The sequence below is a fragment of the Micromonospora sp. NPDC023888 genome, from assembly GCF_040639415.1.
In the GTDB taxonomy this organism is placed as follows: domain Bacteria; phylum Actinomycetota; class Actinomycetes; order Mycobacteriales; family Micromonosporaceae; genus Micromonospora.
In genome coordinates, this window is the sequence record NZ_JBEZZW010000034.1 from 1 (window position 1) to 15,467 (window position 15,467).

Genomic DNA, 15,467 nt, shown 5'->3' on the forward strand with positions numbered 1-15,467 from the left:
AGCGAGGTGCCGGCCGGGTTCGACGCGGTCACCGTGACGTCGGGGGCACGCCGACGTCATTGTCGTGGGCGCCGGTCCCGGTGGATCGGCTAGCCTGACCGCCCGGAGTGGGCACGGTCGGCCGCAGCCCCAAACCGCAACCAGGGAAAACCGATGACCCCGCGAACACTGCTGACCATCGCCGGCTCGGACTCCGGCGGCGGCGCGGGCATCCAGGCCGACCTCAAGGTCTTCGCCGCGCTGGGCGCGTACGGCACCAGCGTCCTCACGGCGGTCACCGCACAGAACACCAGGGGCGTCGACGCCGTCCTGCCGTTGCCGCCGCGCACGGTCACCGAGCAGTTGGACAGCGTGCTCGCCGACTTCACCGTCTCGGCGGTCAAGACGGGGATGCTCGGCACCCCGGCGGTCGCCGACGCGGTGGCCGAGGCCGCCCGGGACGGTCGGCTGCCTCAGCTCGTCGTCGATCCGGTGCTCGTCGCCACAAGTGGACACCGGCTCGGCGTGGTGGGCGCGGTGGAGCGGCTGCTGCCGTACGCCAGGGTGGCGACGCCGAACTGCGCGGAGGCCGCGGCCATCACCGGACGCCCGGTGGACGACGTGGCCGGGATGGTCGTGGCCGCCGAGGCCCTCGCGGCCGGCGGCCCGGAGTACGTCGTGGTCACCGGCGGTGACCTGGACGGCGGTGAGGCGGTCGACGTGTTGCACGGCGGCGGCGTGAGCACGCTGCTGCGCGCCCCCCGGGTGGACACCCGGCACACCCACGGCACCGGGTGTTCGTTCTCGGCGGCGATCGCCGTGCGGCTCGCGCTCGGCGATCCGGTGCCGGCGGCCGTGGGGGCCGCGAAGGAGTACGTGCTCCGTGCGCTGACCGGCGCACGGGGTTGGGAGCTTGGCGCGGGGCGTGGACCGCTGGACCACTTCGGCTGGTCCGCTTGATCACCAGGGAGGCTGTCATGCAGGCACGAGGCAAGGTGTACGTCGAGGGTTCGCGGCCGGATGTGCGGGTGCCGTTCGCGGAGGTGGAGCTGACCGGGGATCTTCCGCCGGTGCGGCTCTACGACACGTCCGGCCCGGGGTCGGACCCATCGGTGGGGTTGCCCGCGTTGCGGGGTCCGTGGATCGCCGAGCGCGGTGACGTGGCCCCGGTGCGGGGTGCGGGTACGCCGCTCGCCGGCGCGGACGGTCGCCGGCCGACGCAGCTCGCGTACGCGCGGGCCGGTGTGGTGACGCCGGAGATGGAGTTCGTGGCGATCCGGGAGAACGTCGACCCGGAACTGGTCCGGGCCGAGATCGCCGCCGGGCGGGCGGTGCTGCCCCTCAACGTCAACCACCCGGAATGCGAGCCGGCGATCATCGGCAAGGCGTTCCTGGTCAAGGTGAACGCCAACATCGGCACCTCGGCGGTCAGCTCGTCGGTCGCCGAGGAGGTGGAGAAGCTCACCTGGGCCACCCGCTGGGGCGCGGACACCGTGATGGACCTGTCCACCGGGAAGCGGATCCACGAGACCCGCGAGGCGATCGTGCGGAACTCGCCGGTGCCGATCGGGACGGTGCCGATCTACCAGGCGTTGGAGAAGGTCGGCGGCGACCCGGTGAAGCTGAGCTGGGAGGTGTTCCGGGAGACCGTGATCGAGCAGGCCGAGCAGGGCGTGGACTACATGACCGTGCACGCCGGGGTGCTCCTGCCGTACGTGCCGCTGGCCGTGGATCGGGTGACCGGGATCGTCTCCCGGGGCGGTTCGATCATGGCGGCGTGGTGTCTGGCGCACCACGAGGAGAACTTCCTCTACACCAACTTCGCGGAGCTGTGCGCGCTGCTGGCGCGCTACGACGTGACGTTCTCCCTCGGTGACGGGCTGCGGCCCGGTTCGATCGCCGACGCCAACGACGAGGCGCAGTTCGCCGAGTTGCGCACCCTCGGCGAGCTGACCACTGTCGCCTGGGAGCACGACGTGCAGGTGATGATCGAGGGTCCCGGTCACGTGCCCATGCACAAGATCAAGGAGAACGTGGACCTCCAGCAGGAGTGGTGCCACGAGGCACCCTTCTACACGCTCGGCCCGCTGACCACCGACATCGCGCCGGCGTACGACCACATCACCTCGGCGATCGGCGCCGCGATGATCGGCATGTTCGGCACCGCGATGCTCTGCTACGTCACGCCGAAGGAACACCTCGGCCTGCCGGACCGGGACGACGTGAAGGCGGGCGTGATCGCGTACAAGATCGCGGCACACGCGGCGGACCTGGCCAAGGGGCACCCCGGCGCGCAGGACTGGGACGACGCGTTGTCGAAGGCGCGGTTCGAGTTCCGTTGGGAGGACCAGTTCAACCTCTCGTTGGACCCGGAGACGGCGCGCTCGTACCACGACGCGACGCTGCCGGCCGAGCCGGCGAAGACGGCGCACTTCTGCTCGATGTGCGGCCCGAAGTTCTGCTCCATGAAGATCACCCAGGAGCTGAAGGAGTACGCGGCACGCGGCATGAAGGACAAGTCGGAGGAGTTTGTCTCCGGCGGCGGCCGGGTCTACCTGCCGTTGGCCTGACCTGACCCGCGCCGGGCGCGGCGGACCCGCCGTCCCGGAGTGATCCACTCGGGTTCACTGATATCGCGGTTTCCGGGCGGCTAGGACAGCCCGGCATCAATGAACCCGAGTGGATCAGGCGCGATCGTTAGGCGTTCCGACCCGTTGGAGGTCGGATCAGTCTCGGTGGTGCCGGCCGGTCGAGCGCAGGGAGCGTCTGCCGCTGTCCTGCTCCGGCTCGTTGTCCGACACCGGCTTGCCCAGACCGGCTACCCAGTCGACGAACTCCTCGTCCTGCGCCGGCAGGGCCTCCGTCGCGTCCGACGTCTCCGCGCCCCTCTCGTCGCTCCGCGACCTGTTGCGGCGGAACAGACCGCCGAGCCGTCCGCGCCGGGAGGGCTGCTCGGCCACCTTCGCGTTCGGCGCGGCCGGTGTCGCGTCGGCTCCGGCCGGGTCGTCGGTGCTCGCCCGGTCGTCGGTGCTCGCCCGGTCGTCGCTGCCGACCGGGTCGCCGGTGCCGGTGGGCGCGCCAGCCCGGTCCGGCACGACCGGAGACTCCGCCGGGACCGGGTGTCTGGTCGGAGCCGCCAACTCGCTGACCACGGCCGGGCCGGTCGTCGCCGGTCGGACCGTCGAGCTGTCCGGCGACCCCGTCGGGCCGGCACGGCGGGAGGTGTCGAACGCGTTCCAGGTGCCGGCCCGGCTCAGGTCCGGCAGCGGCACCCGGTGCCGGGGCTTCGGCGTCTGCCCGGTCGACTCGTCCGGGCCGGTCGGCGGCTCCGCTGGGGCGGCCCCCGACTCGGAAGCCTGCGGTGGCACCGTCCACGCCGGGGTGACCGGCCAGGCCGACGGCGCTGGCGTCCAGCGGACCCCGTCCCCGTCGCTGGCGGCGGGACCGTCCTCGGTGGTGGGCCGCGCGCTGTTGGTTCCGTCAGCTCCGGCAGCCGCCGATTCCCTGGCCGGGTCGGCCGGTCGCGCCGTGGGACCGGTACCGACATCCGGGGTACGCCGCGGATCGGCCGCCGCTGCCTCGGTGCCGGCCGGAGTGGCGGGCGCTCCGGCCGGGCCGGTGATCGGGGCGGGTGTCCTGGCCGGGCCGGCGGTGGTGGTCGGGGTGGGTGTTTTCGTCGGGCCGGCGGTGGTGGTCGGGGTGGGTGTCTTGGTTGGTCCGACGGTGGTGGTCGGGGTGGGTGTTTTCGTCGGTCCGACGGTCGTGGTCGGGGTGGGTGTCTTGGTTGGTCCGACGGTCGTGGTCGGGGTGGGTGTCTTGGTTGGTCCGACGGCTGTGGTCGGGGTGGGTGTCTTGGTCGGGCCGGTGGTGGCGGTCGGGGTGACCGGGGGGCTCGTCCGACCGGTTCCGGTGGTCGGGACCGCTGCCCTCGTGGGGGTCGCGGTGGTCGGGGTGCCCTCGGTGTCCCGGCCCTCCTGGTCGGCCACGGCAGTGCCGGCGACCGTCTCGTCGGTGGTCTGCGACCCCGATGCCGACGTGCCACCGGTTGGGTCGGAGGCAGCCGGCGGGCTGGCCTTCGGCTTACGGACTCGACGCGGCTTGACCGTCAGCGGCGCATCGACCGGGCCAGGCTGGCCCCCGCCCGCGTCGGCCGCTGCCGTGCTCGCTGCGCCCGCGTCGGCCGGTGGCGTGCTCGCTGCGCCCGCGTCGGCTGCCGCCGTGCTCGCTGCGGCGGCCGTGCTGTTCGTGCTCGTGCCGGCGGTGCCGGGGCCGGGTGTGTCCGCGCTGGTCGGGGTGGTGCCCGTCGGGGCGGTGGTGGTGGTGCCCTTGCGGGCGCGCCTGCCGGTCGTGCCCGTCGCGGTGCTGCCGGTCGTGCCCGTCGCGGTGCTGCCGGTCGGCTCGTCGGACGCGGGTCCACCCGCCGGAGAAGCGGCGTCGGCGCGTCCGGTCGTGGTGCCCGTGGTGGCGGCGTCGGTCGAGCCGCTGGCGGCGATCTTGGCCGAGGGCGGGGAGGTGACATCATCCCGGCTCGCCGGGGGCGTCTGCCTCCCGGCGGTGAACTCACCGGTCGGATCGGTCAGCCAGGCCGCCGGCGTCCCCGGAGCGGTGGGGGTGGCACCGTGCTGACCGCTCGCGGTGGTCGCCGGCCAGTCCCAGTGGGCCGGCACGGTGCGTACCCCATCGGAGCCGCCTGCGGCGCGCGGACCTGGGGCGGCGCTCGCCAACTCTCCGCCGGCCAGTTCCCGGCCGGCGGGCTCCGTACCGCTCGGGGGCGCGGCGGCCCGGTCGGCGGCGTCCGAGTCGTTCGCCGGATTCGGTGACGCGGCGTTGGGCAGGGCCGGGCCGGTGGGTAGCGCGTGCAGGATGTCGCTGGGCTCGATCGCCTGTGAATCCGCGGTGTGGACGCCCGACGGCCAGCGCAGCAGCGCGGCGGCGGCCGCGCCGAGCGCGCCGGCGAGGATGGCGATCAGCGAGCCGTAGTAGGGATTCACCTGGTAACGGTCCACGGAGTCGCCCGGGCCGGCGGTCAGGTAGGCGAATGCCACAAGCACCGGACCGGCCACCCCGGTCGCCCCGCTGATCAGTGGATCCTGCCCGCGCCAGCGCGCCAGTCCGGCGGTCGCGGCCCCGGCCAGCAGTGCCACGGTGGGCAGCAGGAGCAGCGCCAGCCGTTGAGCGGCGTTGTCGCTCAGCCAGCTCGGCTCCAGCACACCGAGCCGGACGGTCGGCAGCGGGCCGGCCGTGCCGAGCGACGGCAGGACGGAGATCAGCGCCAGCAGCCAGACCACGCCCGCCACGGCGGCCATGTTCCAGCCCAGCTCGGGCCGGAGCAGCACGGCGATCGCGGCGCCCGCCCCGATCACCGCGCCCAGGACGGCGCAGATGCCCACCGCCCAGACCGGGTCGACGGAGATCAGCTCCGCGGCGCGGGCGGGCTGCATGCAGAGCGGGGCGATGACGGTGGCGCCGAGCGCCGCCGCGCCGCCGATCGCCAACTGCCGGCGGGTGCTGGCCGCCGGAGCATCGCCGCGCGCGAGGCGTCCGGTCAGGACAGCGCCGGCGACGGCGGCGTTCGCGGCGAACCAGCCCACCCAGACGAGCTGGGCCGGCCACTGGTTGACGGTCGTACCGGTGAAGGCGCCGGTCAGCCGGACGATGCCGAAACCGTACGCGACGCCGAGCTGGCCGGCCCCGGCCAGCACGCTCACCCCGAGCGCCGTGAGCAGCAGTCTGCCCCAGGTCCGAAAGGCCATGTCCGGCACGTTACGCACCCCGTACACCCGGACGCCACCGGCGCGCCGCGCGGCGCGCCGGCTCACGCCTCGGCGGGTCTACTTGAGTTCGACCAGTCGGGCCAGGTAAGTCGTGTCTCCGACATTGGTGAGCATGTGTACGGCCCCGGGGTCCCGGTAGACGACTCCGCCGGTGGGCTCGTCGGCGTCGATCCGGGTCCCGTCGATCGTCTGTACGACGTTCTTCGCGCCCTCGATCGCCACCACCAGGTACGGGTGGTCGTGCCGGTGCAGTGGCTGGCGCTCACCTGGCTCAAGCCTGATGTGCCAGACCCGGACCCGGTCGTTCTCGTACACGATCTCCTGGCCCACCGGCCCGAGTTCGGTTCCGTCGATCACGTCGGTCATCGTTCTCCGTCCAGTTGGGGGAGCACCTCGGCGGCGATCAGCTCAAGGTGGTCGAGGTCTGCGAAGTCGATCAGGCGCAGGTGGACGCGGGTGGCGCCGATGGCGGCGAACTCGCCGATCCGCTGCGCGAGCTGCGCGGGCGAGCCGACCACCGGGTCCTCCGGCGGCAGCGCGCTCTTCTCGTGCAGGGGCGCGGCACGCCGCTGGGCCTCGGCGTCTGTCCGTCCGATGGCCACGACGATCCCGGCGGACAGCACCAGCGGCGCGCGACCGGACTCGGTCCGGCCGCTGCGCTCGCACGCCTCACGCACCCGGTCGTACGCCTCGGCGGTGTCGGCCACGGACTTGAACGGCATGTTGAACTCGTCGGCGTACCGGGCGGCCAGCTCGGGGGTGCGCTTGGGGCCGCGCCCACCGACGATGATCGGCGGTCCGGGCACCTGCACCGGCTTGGGCAGGGCCGGTGCGTCCACCAGGCGGTAGTGGTCGCCGCTGAAGCTGTAGGTCTCCCCGGCCGGCGTCCGCCACAGCCCGGTGATCACCTCAAGCTGCTCGGCGAGCCGGTCGAAGCGCTCGCCGACCGGGGGGAACGGGATGCCGTACGAGGTGTGCTCGCGCTCGTACCAGCCGGCGCCGATGCCGAGGTCGACCCGGCCGCCGCTCATCTGGTCGACCTGCGCGACCATCACCGCGAGCGGGCCGGGCAGGCGGAAGGTGGCCGACGTCACCAGGGTGCCGAGCCTGATCCGCTGCGTTTCCCGGGCCAGCGCGGCGAGGGTCAGCCAGGCGTCCGTCGGGCCGGGTAGGCCCGGGTCGGCGCCCATCGACTGGTAGTGGTCGGCGCGGAGGAAGCCCTCGTAGCCGCAGGCTTCGACAAGTCGGGCGAACCGGAGTTGAGTGTCGTAGCTGGCGCCACGGTTCGGCTCGGTGAAGACCGACACCCGCATGTTCATCGTCCTTCCACGCCGGCCGTGGCCGGTTCGTCGCGTTCCATCAGCAGCTCGTGGAGGTCGGCGCTGACGCGGGCGACATCGGCCAGGTGGGCGTTGCGGCCCAGGGTGCGCGGCCGGGGGATGTCGACGTCCACCACCTTGCGGATCCGGCCGGGGCGGGGGCTCAGCACGACCACCCGGTCGGCGAGCAGCACCGCCTCGTCGATCGAGTGGGTGACGAAGACGATTGTCGGCTTGTTCTCCATGTGGACCCGCTGGAGTTCGCCGGAGAGTTCCTCGCGGGTGAGCGCGTCCAGGGCGGAGAACGGCTCGTCCATCAGCATCACCCGGGGCTCGCCGATCAACGACCGGCACAGCGACACCCGCTGCTGCATGCCGCCGGAGAGTTCGTGCGGCAGCCGCTTCTCGAACCCGGCCAGCCCGGCCACGTCGAGCAGTTGCCGGGCGCGCTCGCGGTGCTTGGCGCGGCTCCAGCCGAAGATCTCCACGGGCAGCAGGACGTTGTCGAGCACACTGCGCCAGGGCAGCAGCGCCGGCTTCTGGAACAGCATGGCGATGTCCTGGCGGGGGCGGGAGATCGGCGTGCCGGCCACGGTGATCTCACCGGCGGTCAGCGGGAGCAGCCCGGCGATCAGGCGCAGCAGTGTGGACTTGCCGCAGCCGGAGCGGCCGAGCACGGCGACGAACTCACCCTCGGCGACGTCGAGGTCGATGCCACGCAGCGCTTCGACACGGCCTGATCGGCCTTCGAAGGTACGGGACACCCCGGCCAGTTGGATCATCTCCGGCGTACCTCCGCTGAGTGGACGGTCAGGAATCCGGCAAAGGCTAGCCGGCCTGTCCGCGTATCGCACCGTCCGGGGTGGTCACGAGGTTGTTTCCGTTCCGCAACCCGATACGCCTGGCGTCACAACTGTGGTGCTCTCGTACGCTGTGCCCGCGAAGAGTCCCCCCACGACGGCGGCGTCCGGCTTCCACCCCTTCCGCCGGCCCGTCACGACAACCCCCTCCGGCGGCCCGTCGGCCCCGGCTGGAAAGGACATGGTGCTACTGATGAGAAGGCTGCCCCGTACGGTCGCTACGGCCGCGCTGGCCACTGCCCTCGTTCTCGTTTCCGCCTGCAGCAGCGGGCCGGACTCGTCTGACGACGCCAAGGGCGGCAAGGGCGGGAAGCTGGAGCCGGTGACCTACCTCACCTCCTTCGGCAACTTCGGCCGTGACTCCTATGCCTGGGTGGCGAAGGAGAAGGGCTTCTTCAAGGACGCCGGCTTCGACGTCGAGATCAAGCCCGGCCAGGGCACCGGCGGCGTGATCCAGACCATCGTCGGTGGTCAGGCCGACTTCGGCCCGGTCGACCTCACCGGCAGTCTGCTCCAGGTCGGCAACGGCCAGGCGAAGGACTTCACGGTGGTCGCCGCCATCCAGCAGCGCACCATGGCCGGCATCGCCTCGGTCGAGGGCAAGAACATCGCCTCCCCGAAGGACCTGGAGGGCAAGAAGCTCGCCGACACGCCCGGGTCCGTGGTCCGCAACCTCTTCCCGACGTACGCCCGGCTCGCCGGTGTGGACGCGAGCAAGGTGACCTGGGTCAACGGTGAGGCGCAGGCACTGATCGGCACGCTCGCCTCCGGTGCGGTGGACGGCATCGGCCAGTTCGTCGTGGGTCAGCCGACCATCGAGGCGGTGGCCAAGAAGAAGGCCGTCATGCTGCCGTACAGCAACGTGATGCAGGACCTCTACGGCAACGTGCTGATCACCTCCTCCAAGATCGCCAAGGAGAAGCCCGAGATGGTGAAGAAGTTCACCGCGGCGCTGCTCAAGGGCCTGGAGTACAGCCTCGCCAACTCCAAGGAGGCCGGCGAGATCCTGAAGAAGAACGTCGACGCCGCCAACCCGGTCGCCGCCGCCGCCGAGCTGGAGCTGATGGCCGCGTACGTCCGGTCCGGCAACACCGGCACCGCGATCGGCACCCTGGACAGCGGTCGGGTCGCCAAGAGCATCGCGATCCTGCAGGGCGCGGGCGCGCTCAAGCAGAACATCACCCCCGAGCAGATCATCGACTTCAGCCTCGCGCCGAAGGCCTGATCGTCCGGTCGTCACCAGGGGGTGCGTCCCGCCGGGTTCCGGTGGGGCGTACCCCCGTCGCTCGTCGGCCCCCGGGGGGCCGTGGGATTTCGAGGAGGACAAGATGACCGACGTCCGGTCGGTGGACCCGGCGGTGGCGGCATCCCCACCCGTGGGTGTCGGACCCGGGGCGGCGGGTCGAGGTGCCGGTCTCCGCGCCGGGGCCGGGGCGGCGCTGCTGCCCGCGGCCGGCCTCCTGGTCGCCCTGGCGGCGTGGTGGCTGATCGCCCGGCTGGAACTGGTCCATCCCGCGGCCCTGCCGCCGCCTGGCGACGTGCTCACCGCGTTCGTCGACAAGCCCGCCCAGATGCTGGAGCACACCTGGGCCACCATGCTGGAGATCCTGATCGGCTTCGCGCTCTCGGCGGGGGCCGGTGTCCTGATCGGACTCTCCCTGGCCAGCTCCGGCACTGTGGAGCGGATGTTCACGCCACTGCTGGTGGCGGTGAACGCGGTGCCCAAGATCACGCTGGGCCCGTTGTTGGTGGTGGCGCTCGGTTGGGGCCAGAAACCGATCCTGACCATGGTGTTCCTGCTCTGCTTCTTCCCGATCGTGCTCTCGACCGCGACCGGGCTCACCACCACGCCGGCTGATCTGGCCGAACTGGTGCGCTCCTGGAACGCCTCCCGCTGGCAGGCGTTCCGCAAGGTGCGCTTCCCGGCCGCGTTGCCGCAGATCTTCGTCGGGCTCAAGGTGGCCATGCCGCTGGCCGCGATCGGCGCGGTGATCGGTGAGTTCCAGGCCGGCGAGAGTGGCCTCGGCTACGTCATCACGCAGTACGCCGGTGTCGGTGACACCGCCACCGCGTGGGCGGCGATCATGTTGGTGGCGTTGGTGAGCATTCTGCTCTACTCGGCGCTCCTGCTGATCGAACGGATCGCGCTGCCCTGGGTGCGGGAGACCACAAGCAGTCGCTGACCCGAGCGGCAAGATCAAGATTCGGAATGCGCAGGGCCGGCCTCCCCATCGGGAGGCCGGCCCTTTCTTGATCAACTCGGTTTTCGTGACGTCGCGGTGTCCACCTGTCCCGGTTACCGCGATATCGCCGACGTCGAAATGATCATGCTTGGCGCTGGCCCGACGGCCGTTACCCCGCCAGGCGCCAACGGCCGTTACGGGCGACAAGCGTGGTGAGCGCCTGCGGCATCAGCCCGCTGTGGTTGTCCGGCGTCATTCGGATCGGGCCCGACAGGCCGTCCATCTGGGACGTTTCGAGCACGTCCCGAATGCCGTTACGGTCCACCTTCCCCACCTCACCACCGGCACGAAGTTCCGCGTCGGCGATCAACTGGACGGCGTCCGCCGCGAAGGACGAGGACCCGTTGTAGCCGCCGAAGCGCGCGGTGTAGTCCTGGAACCACTGCCGCCGCGCCGCCTTGGCCGGGGTCGTCGCGATCACGTCGTCGATCACCATCGTCTGGGTGAAGATCAGCGTGGCCCGCTCGGTCGCCCTGGCCGCCGCGCCGAGGAAGAGGTCACCAGCCGCACTCGCGTCGAAGAAGAGTGACCCACGGAAGGTGGTCTGCGAAGCGGTCGTGGCGGCAAGTGTCGCCTGCTCCGGCGGGGTCCAGAAGACGAGCGCGTCGGGCTTGCCCGAAGCGAGCTGTTGGATCTGCTGGCTGACGTCGGTGTCGGTGGTCTTGACCCGCTGCTCGCGGAACGCGATCTCGACCTTGTCCAGCTCGCTCTTGAGCGCGGTCGCGCCCTCCCGGCCGTAGTCGTCGTCGCTGACGAGCACCCCCACCTTGCGGATGTTGTTGCGACGCAGTTCGGTGGTCAGCGCGGCGGCGCTGTCCGGGGCGTTGGGGCCGAGCTTGAACACGTAACGCCGTTCGGCGACCGGGCTGGCTATGGCACCGGAAGCGGCAAGCGCAATGGTGGGAATCCGCTTCTCGTTGATGGTCCCGACCGCACCGACCGCGCATTCGTTGCAGCCACCCATGATGATGGCGCTGACCTGAGAATCGTTGCTGAAGTCGACGATGTTGCGAAGGGACTCGGCCGAGTCGGAACGGTTGTCCTTAACCCTGAGTTTGATCTCCCGGCCGTTCAACGCGCCAGAGGAGTTCAACTGCTTGACCTTGAGATCGAGGGCGCGCTGGTATGTCCGGCCGACCGTTGCGGCGGCGCCGGACAGTTCGAGGTCGGCAGCGATCACGATCGGACTCGTGTCCTGCTCCGCCCCGCCAAACTGGCAGCCGGTGAGCGTGGTGGCCACTACGGCCGATGCGAGCGCCGCGATGGTCGCGGAGCGGATGGGGCTCAACTCAGTCCTCCAGGTGCGGGCGCGGGCGCTGCCCGGTCACCGCCGCTAATCCGTCCTCAGTGGAGGACGGGATCTCCTCTGCCGTACGGTGTGCGCGAAGCCTGCAAAACCTTGCCAATGGCCGGCGCTGTGGTCAAGCGCGGACCCCGGTAGCATTTTCGGGACGGTCATCCCACATGCTGGGGTAACGCAATGTTTGCAAAAGCTCACTTTGCATGCACGCGTGACCACTCAGGAGTTACATGCCCTGTTCAGGGGCTTGCGGAAATGAAGGTATCAGTTGCCCGGATCACGGGATGCGCTCCGTCCGACCGTTTCCTACCTCACTGCGGCTTCCCAAACAGGATCATCTCTGATGAAATCGCGGCCGTGCCGCGCGTGGTCCCCTCCGCTTACGGCATGGCTCGGTGGGTCAGGCGGGGAAGAAACGACGGAGGCGATGTCGTGAGCACCGGACCGACGACCCTGCCCGCGCTCGGCGACAGCGCGCGGCCCACGCGCCGGCGGATGCCGAGGCTGCGGGACGCCCGGATCCGGTCCAAACTGGCGTTGATCCTGGTCGTCCCGGTGGCGGCGGTGATCGCGTTGGCCACGGTCCGGCTGATCTCCGTCGGCGAGGGTGCCTTCGACGCCACCCGCGCCCGGTCACTGACGGCCCTCTCCATCGACGTCAGCGCGCTGACCCAGGACCTCCAGGCCGAGCGGATGGCCGCAGCGGCCTACCTGGCCAACCCGCAGCAGCCGGCCGACGCGTACAACCTGCGGGTCCGCCAGACGCAGCAGCAGGTGGACGAGTACCGCGCCGAGCGGGGCCGGATCGGCGAGGTGCCGACGGCCCTGCGGGACCGCCTGGCAGCCATCGACGACCACCTCGCCACCCTGGACGGCACCCGGCAGGAGGTGCTCGACCGCCGGCAGATGGCGGTGGCCGAGGCCGTGCTCCGCTACGGCGTCATCCTCACCGACCTGGTCGGCTACGGTGACGGCCTGGCCCAGCTGCCCGGCGACGAGAGCCTGGCGGACAGCCGCCGAGCGGTCTCCGCCTTCGCCCGCGCCAAGGCTTCGGTGGCCGAGGAGGAGGCGGTCGCCTTCACCGCGCTCACGGCGGGCCAACTCGACTCGGAGCAGTTCTCCTCGTTCGTGGCCACGCAGACCAGTCAGCAGGAGGCCCTGGTTGCCTTCTCACTGGCCGCCGACCCCGTGCAGCGTGCCCTCGTCAACAGCACCGTCTCCGGTGACGCGGTCGGCCTGGCCGACCGGGTCGCCGCCGACATCACCCGGTCGGTCGGGCAGCGCCCGCTGGTCACCGCACAGGACGCCACGGCCGCCATCGGCGCGGTGAACGACCTGATGCGCTGGGCCGAGATCCAACTACAGGACCGACTGCTCCAGCAGGCCGACCAGGCGCGCTCGGACGTCATCCGGCAGGCAGCGATCGAGTCGATCCTGGTGCTGCTGACCCTGATCATCGCTGTGTCGCTGGCCGTGGTGCTGGCCCGCTCGCTCAACCACTCGCTGCGCCGGCTGCGTGAGGGCGCCCTGTCGGTGGCCAACCACGACCTGCCCGACGCGGTGCGGCGGCTGCAGAACATGGGCAGCGTCGGCGACGGCGGGGTGGATGAGATCGTCCGCCAGGTTCGCGACCCGATCCAGCTCAACAGCCGAGACGAGGTCGGCCAGGTGGCGTTGGCCTTCAACGTCGTCCACCGGGAGGCGGTGCGGGTCGCCGCCGAGCAGGCCGCGCTGCGCACCAGCGTCTCGGCGATGTTCCTCAACCTGGCACGTCGTAGTCAGACCCTGGTCGACCGCATGATCGGCGAGCTGGACGCGATCGAGCGCGGCGAGGAGGACCCGAAGCGGCTCGCGCAGCTCTTCGAGCTCGACCACCTGGCCACCCGAATGCGCCGCAACGACGAGAACCTGCTGGTCCTGGCCGGCGCCGACTCCGCTGTGCCGCGTCGCGACGACGCGCTGGTCGTGGACGTCCTGCGCGCCGCCCAGTCCGAGGTGGAGCTGTACAACCGCATCGAGTTCGGGACGGTGGACACCGACGTCTCGGTCGCCGCGCACGCCGTCAACGACGTGGTCCGTCTCGTCGCCGAACTGCTCGACAACGCCACCCGGTTCTCACCACCGAACACCACTGTGGTGGCCGACGGTCGCCGGATCCGCGACTACGTCCTGATCCAGATCGAGGACCGCGGGCTCGGCCTCACCGACGAGCAGCTCGACTCGCTCAACCGCCGGCTGGCCGCCCCGCCGAGCGTCGACGTCGCCGCGTTCCGGCTGATGGGTCTGGCCGTGGTCAGTCGGCTCGCCTCCCGGTACGGCATCCGGGTCGAGCTGCGCCGCAACGTCGAGGGCGGCACCGTCGCCCAGGTGACGTTGCCCGCCGCCACCGTGGTGCTGCCCACCAACCGGGGCCGTGAGCAGGTGCTCACCCGGCCGCGTCAGCCGATGGCCGTGGAGCAGACCCCGCTCACCCCGGCCGGTCACACCGAACAGTTCGCCGGTGCCGCGACCTCCGCGGCGACGCTGCCCGACCAGTGGCGCACCAACGCGCCGGCTCCCGCCCAGTGGCAGTCGCCGCTGGACTCGCGGGACACCACCCCGGCCGTGCAGGCGGGTGGCTACCCCGGTGCCCGCTCGACGACGCCGCCGCCCGCCGCCCCGGCGCCCGCCACCCCGATCCCACCGGCGCGGCCCGCGTACAGCACCGGCGCGGGCGCCTCGCCGGGCGGCCCGACGGTGGCCTACCCGACAATCGATCCGCTGCCCCGGCGCGGCTCGACCGCGGAGGCCGCGGACGGGCGCAACGCACCGGGTCTGCCGGTCGGACCGGTCGCCGGCGCTGGCGCGGTGGCACCGCCTCCCGCGCCGTCGGTGCCCGCCGCACCGGTCAGCGCCCGGCCCGACTTCCCCGCCGAGGCGCCGATCTTCCGGGAGATGGAGGCGGTCTGGTTCCGGTCGCACGGCGACGACGCCACCGCGATCTTCACCCGACCCAACTTCGACGAGCCGCCGGCGCCGGCCGCCGCTCCGGTCGATGCCGGGCCGCGCACCCAGCGGACCGCAGCCTCCGCGCCGACCACGGCACCGGCCCGACCGACCCTGCCGACCCGCACGCCGGGCAGCTCCAACACCGACGGCGCCACCGCGCCGGGCACCTCGGGCCGGGGCAGCGCGAGCACCGGTGGGCCTGGTACGCCGCCGTCGTACGCCCCGCCGCCGGCCGCCCGGCCGGCCGCGCCCGCCACTCCGGTCGCTCCGCCGGTGGGCTCGGATGCCTGGCGGACGGCGGCGGACGAGGGCTGGTCCCGGGCCAGCCGGGCTGCCGAACCGGCGCCGGCCGGAACCACCCGCTCCGGGTTGCCCAAGCGGGTGCCGCAGGCGCAGCTCGTGCCCGGCGGTATCGAACCGAAGAGCGGCCGGGACCGCAGCCGGCGGACCCCAGATGAAGTACGGGGTCTGTTGTCGGCCTACCACCGCGGTGTACAACGTGGTCGGACGGCCGGCACGGATCTGAACAGCACCTCGACCAAGGAGAGCCGATGAACAGGCCAGCGGCCATGCAGGACATGGGTTGGCTGCTCACCAACTTCGCCGACAGCGTGGCGGGCATCGCCCACGTGGTGGCGGTGTCCGCCGACGGGCTCCTGCTCGCGTCCTCCCGGGATCTTCCGGGGGACCGGGCCGACCAGCTCGCCGCGATCACCTCCGGCGTGGTGAGCCTGACCGAGGGCGCTGCCCGGATGTTCAGCGCGGGTGGGGTGTTGCAGACAGTCATCGAGATGGACAGCGGGTATCTCTTCCTGATGTCGATCAGCGACGGATCCTCGATGGCCGTGCTGGCCGCTCGTAGCTGCGACGTGGGCCAGGTGGGCTACGAGATGGCGCTGCTCGTCGAGCGGGTGGGTGCCGCGCTGGTGCCGCTGCCGCGGGACGCGGTGCGCTCGTAGCACCGCGGGACGGCGCTCGGACCGCGCGCCGGGTCAGGGACAGGA

Annotated in this window: 11 protein-coding genes; 6 read left to right on the forward strand and 5 right to left on the reverse strand. The window is 71.8% G+C overall.

Annotation, left to right across the window (positions count from 1 at the left end):
• Positions 1–153 precede the first annotated feature (153 nt).
• Both thiD and thiC read left to right on the forward strand, forming a co-directional pair.
• Positions 154–939: a bifunctional hydroxymethylpyrimidine kinase/phosphomethylpyrimidine kinase gene (gene thiD, locus AB0F61_RS25775; protein ID WP_357814324.1), complete on the forward strand. Its 786-nt coding sequence runs from the start codon at positions 154–156 to the stop codon at positions 937–939.
• Between the two features lie 17 nt (positions 940–956).
• Complete coding sequence (thiC, locus tag AB0F61_RS25780; RefSeq protein ID WP_357814327.1) at positions 957–2,549, forward strand: phosphomethylpyrimidine synthase ThiC; 1,593 nt, start codon at positions 957–959, stop codon at positions 2,547–2,549.
• Between the two features lie 156 nt (positions 2,550–2,705).
• Here thiC and AB0F61_RS25785 read toward each other — a convergent pair whose 3' ends face one another.
• The 4 genes from AB0F61_RS25785 to AB0F61_RS25800 form a co-directional block, all read right to left on the reverse strand.
• Entirely contained in the window at positions 2,706–5,732 is a 3,027-nt protein-coding gene (locus AB0F61_RS25785) for a hypothetical protein (RefSeq protein WP_357814330.1), read from the reverse strand.
• A 78-nt stretch (positions 5,733–5,810) separates the two neighbouring features.
• On the reverse strand, positions 5,811–6,119 hold the full coding sequence (locus AB0F61_RS25790) for a cupin (protein WP_007465195.1): 309 nt from the start codon (positions 6,117–6,119) through the stop codon (positions 5,811–5,813).
• Positions 6,116–7,066: an LLM class F420-dependent oxidoreductase gene (locus AB0F61_RS25795; RefSeq protein WP_357814491.1), complete on the reverse strand. Its 951-nt coding sequence runs from the start codon at positions 7,064–7,066 to the stop codon at positions 6,116–6,118. Before AB0F61_RS25795 ends, AB0F61_RS25790 begins: the two co-directional genes overlap by 4 nt.
• Positions 7,067–7,068: 2 nt before the next feature.
• The gene (locus tag AB0F61_RS25800) at positions 7,069–7,854 is read right to left on the reverse strand and encodes an ABC transporter ATP-binding protein (RefSeq protein ID WP_357814333.1); all 786 of its coding nucleotides are present in this window, start codon (positions 7,852–7,854) and stop codon (positions 7,069–7,071) included.
• Between the two features lie 271 nt (positions 7,855–8,125).
• Between AB0F61_RS25800 and AB0F61_RS25805 the strand changes: the two genes are divergently transcribed.
• Both AB0F61_RS25805 and AB0F61_RS25810 read left to right on the forward strand, forming a co-directional pair.
• Positions 8,126–9,157 (forward strand): ABC transporter substrate-binding protein, encoded by a 1,032-nt coding sequence (locus tag AB0F61_RS25805; RefSeq protein WP_357814335.1) that lies wholly within the window; start codon positions 8,126–8,128, stop codon positions 9,155–9,157.
• Positions 9,158–9,260: 103 nt separating this feature from the next.
• Positions 9,261–10,115 carry an ABC transporter permease gene (locus tag AB0F61_RS25810; protein ID WP_357814338.1) on the forward strand — a complete coding sequence of 285 codons (855 nt, stop codon included), beginning with the start codon at positions 9,261–9,263 and terminating at the stop codon, positions 10,113–10,115.
• A 169-nt stretch (positions 10,116–10,284) separates the two neighbouring features.
• On the opposite strand, the gene AB0F61_RS25815 is transcribed toward AB0F61_RS25810, so the two are convergent.
• Positions 10,285–11,463, reverse strand: a complete 1,179-nt coding sequence (locus AB0F61_RS25815) for an ABC transporter substrate-binding protein (RefSeq protein WP_357814340.1) — start codon at positions 11,461–11,463, stop codon at positions 10,285–10,287.
• A gap of 444 nt (positions 11,464–11,907) precedes the next feature.
• Between AB0F61_RS25815 and AB0F61_RS25820 the strand changes: the two genes are divergently transcribed.
• Both AB0F61_RS25820 and AB0F61_RS25825 read left to right on the forward strand, forming a co-directional pair.
• Entirely contained in the window at positions 11,908–15,018 is a 3,111-nt protein-coding gene (locus tag AB0F61_RS25820) for a sensor histidine kinase (protein WP_357814343.1), read from the forward strand.
• Positions 15,015–15,422, forward strand: coding sequence for a roadblock/LC7 domain-containing protein (locus AB0F61_RS25825; protein WP_007465177.1), 408 nt, complete (start codon positions 15,015–15,017; stop codon positions 15,420–15,422). Before AB0F61_RS25820 ends, AB0F61_RS25825 begins: the two co-directional genes overlap by 4 nt.
• Positions 15,423–15,467: the final 45 nt, after the last annotated feature.

Bases quoted from the DNA above. Each gene is read 5' to 3' on its own strand.
- AB0F61_RS25825 (WP_007465177.1), top strand. From the start codon at position 15,015: ATGAACAGGCCAGCGGCCATGCAGGACATGGGTTGGCTGCTCACCAAC.
- AB0F61_RS25810 (WP_357814338.1), top strand. From the start codon at position 9,261: ATGACCGACGTCCGGTCGGTGGACCCGGCGGTGGCGGCATCCCCACCC.
- AB0F61_RS25790 (WP_007465195.1), bottom strand. From the start codon at position 6,119: ATGACCGACGTGATCGACGGAACCGAACTCGGGCCGGTGGGCCAGGAG.
- thiD (WP_357814324.1), top strand. From the start codon at position 154: ATGACCCCGCGAACACTGCTGACCATCGCCGGCTCGGACTCCGGCGGC.
- AB0F61_RS25785 (WP_357814330.1), bottom strand. From the start codon at position 5,732: ATGGCCTTTCGGACCTGGGGCAGACTGCTGCTCACGGCGCTCGGGGTG.
- AB0F61_RS25800 (WP_357814333.1), bottom strand. From the start codon at position 7,854: ATGATCCAACTGGCCGGGGTGTCCCGTACCTTCGAAGGCCGATCAGGC.
- thiC (WP_357814327.1), top strand. From the start codon at position 957: ATGCAGGCACGAGGCAAGGTGTACGTCGAGGGTTCGCGGCCGGATGTG.
- AB0F61_RS25795 (WP_357814491.1), bottom strand. From the start codon at position 7,066: ATGCGGGTGTCGGTCTTCACCGAGCCGAACCGTGGCGCCAGCTACGAC.
- AB0F61_RS25805 (WP_357814335.1), top strand. From the start codon at position 8,126: ATGAGAAGGCTGCCCCGTACGGTCGCTACGGCCGCGCTGGCCACTGCC.